This is a genomic window from Mesorhizobium sp. M7A.F.Ca.CA.004.04.2.1, assembly GCF_004022825.1.
In the GTDB taxonomy this organism is placed as follows: Bacteria; Pseudomonadota; Alphaproteobacteria; order Rhizobiales; family Rhizobiaceae; genus Mesorhizobium.
Genome location: NZ_RZPH01000979.1, coordinates 1 through 2,220 on the forward strand (window position 1 = coordinate 1; position 2,220 = coordinate 2,220).

Annotated in this window: 2 protein-coding genes; both read left to right on the forward strand. The window is 62.9% G+C overall.

Annotation, left to right across the window (positions count from 1 at the left end; translation table 11 throughout):
- Positions 1-1,464 (forward strand): ABC transporter substrate-binding protein (locus EN893_RS30070; protein WP_164901237.1); only part of this gene is annotated, 1,464 nt, incomplete at its 5' end.
- Positions 1,465-1,597: 133 nt separating this feature from the next.
- Positions 1,598-2,220 (forward strand): ABC transporter permease (locus EN893_RS30075; RefSeq protein WP_164901238.1); only part of this gene is annotated, 623 nt, incomplete at its 3' end.

Below are 2,220 nucleotides of genomic sequence, written 5' to 3' on the forward strand. Positions count from 1 at the left end.
GCCCAAGGCGCACCCGGCGCCACCATCCGTGTCGCCAGCAGCGTGCCGGCAGCAACGATCGACCCAGTCACCATTGCGGACGCCGGCGGCCTGCTGGTGATGCAGCAGGTTGCGGAATTCCTTTGTGTCGACGGCCCCGACCTGGTGCTGCAACCGGCGCTGGCCGAGAGCTGGAAGCCGAACGACAACGGCACGGTTTGGACCTTCAAGCTGCGCAAGGGCGTAAAATTCCACAGCGGCGGGGAGATGAAGGCCGACGACGTCGTGGCCAGCATCGACCGCCTTGCCGATCCGGCAAACTCGTCCAACGCGCTGTCGGTGTTCAACGGCATCCTGCAGAAGGGCGCCTCCAAGAAGGTCGACGACTACACGGTGGAATTCCACCTCGATGCGCCGAACGGCAACTTCCCCTACATGCTGTCGTCCGACAACTACAACGCCGTCATCATCCCGGCGAGTTACAAGGGCGACTACGAGAAGAGCTTCGACGGCACCGGGCCGTTCAAAATTGAGAAATACACGGCAAAGGTCGGCGCCTCCTTCGTCCGCAACGAGGATTATTGGGGTCCGAAGGCACTGCCGGAACGCACCGAATTCACCTTCTTCACCGATATGCAGCCGCAGATCCTGGCGCTGCAGGGCGGACAGGTCGACATCATCAACCAGATGCCCGTGCTGGCCGGCGTCGCTCTGCTCAACGATCCGAACGTCGACATCATCAGCCTGAAGTCGTCGGCCCATCAGCAACTGCACATGCGCTGCGACGAGGGCCCGTTGAAGGATGCGCGCGTGCGCCGTGCCATTGCGCTCTGCCTCGATCGCGACAAGCTGGCCGCCGGCCTGATGAAGGGACGCTCCGCTCTGGGCAATGACAGCCCGTTCGCCGCCGTCTACCCTTCGACCGATACGAGCGTGCCGCAGCGCAAGCAGGATATCGCCCAGGCCAAGCAGCTCATGGAAGCAGCCGGCCTTGGCCAGGGCTTCAAGATAACCCTGACCACCGAACGCTACCTGGAAATCCCTGAATACGCCCAGCTGATCCAAAACTGGGTCAAGGAGATCGGCGTCCAACTCGACCTCAACATCCTCGACCAGAGCGGCTATTACGGAGACGCAGTGTTCGGCAAGTCGAACTGGCTGGATTCGGTGATGGGTATCACCGACTACGGCCACCGCGGCGTGCCGAACGTCTATCTCGCGGCACCGCTGAAGAGTGAAGGCACCTGGAACGCGGCACACTTCAAGAACAAGGACTATGACGCGCTGGCGACCAGCTACATCGCGGCCCTCGATCTCGAGGCGCAGAAGGCCGACGCCGGCAAGATCCAGAAGCTGCTGCTCGAAGAAACGCCTGTCATCTTCGGCTATTTCTATGACTATCTCACGGCGACGGCGAAGGGTGTGGCCGGCGTGCAGCCGACCGCCATGTCGCAGCTGTTCCTCGATAAGGCATCGAAGGCCTGAACGGAAGGGAAAGCCAATCCTCTAACAGCCAGCTCCCGCATGGGGGCTGGCTCCACAAGGAGTCCTAGCCATTCTCTCCTTCCTTGTCCGGCGTGTCTCGCTGTCGCTCGTCACGCTGTTCCTGCTCAGCATCATGGTGTTCCTGGGCGGCCAGGTGCTGCCCGGCAATGTCGGGCGCGCCATATTGGGCCCGTTCGCCGACCAGCGCGCGGTCGACGCGCTCAATCACACGCTCGGCGTCGATCGCCCGCTGCTAACGCAATACTGGAGCTGGATCTCCAACTTCGTCCAGGGCGACATGGGTACGTCCTACATCTTCCGCTCGCCGGTCGCGCCTTTCGTCATCGATGCGCTGGGCAATTCGATGAAGCTGGCGGCGGTCGCCTTCGTGCTGGTGGTGCCGATCGGCATCCTCGGCGGCGTCGTCGCCGCACTCAACCTCAACCGCCCGCTCGACCGCATCATCAGTCTCGGCGGCCTGTCGGTGACGGTGCTGCCGGAATTCGTCACCGGCATCATCCTGATCCTGATCTTTGGTGTCTGGCTGCGCTGGCTGCCGATATCGGCCGCATGGCCGCGCGACGCCGGCTTCTTCACGCAGCTCTATTACCTGATCCTGCCCTCGCTGCCGCTGTTCCTGGTGCTGTTCGGCTACATCGCCCGCATGGCACGCTCCGGCATGATCGAGGCGCTCGATTCCGACTACACGCGAACGGCCGTGCTGAAGGGCCTGCCCTGGCGCACGGTGATCTGGCG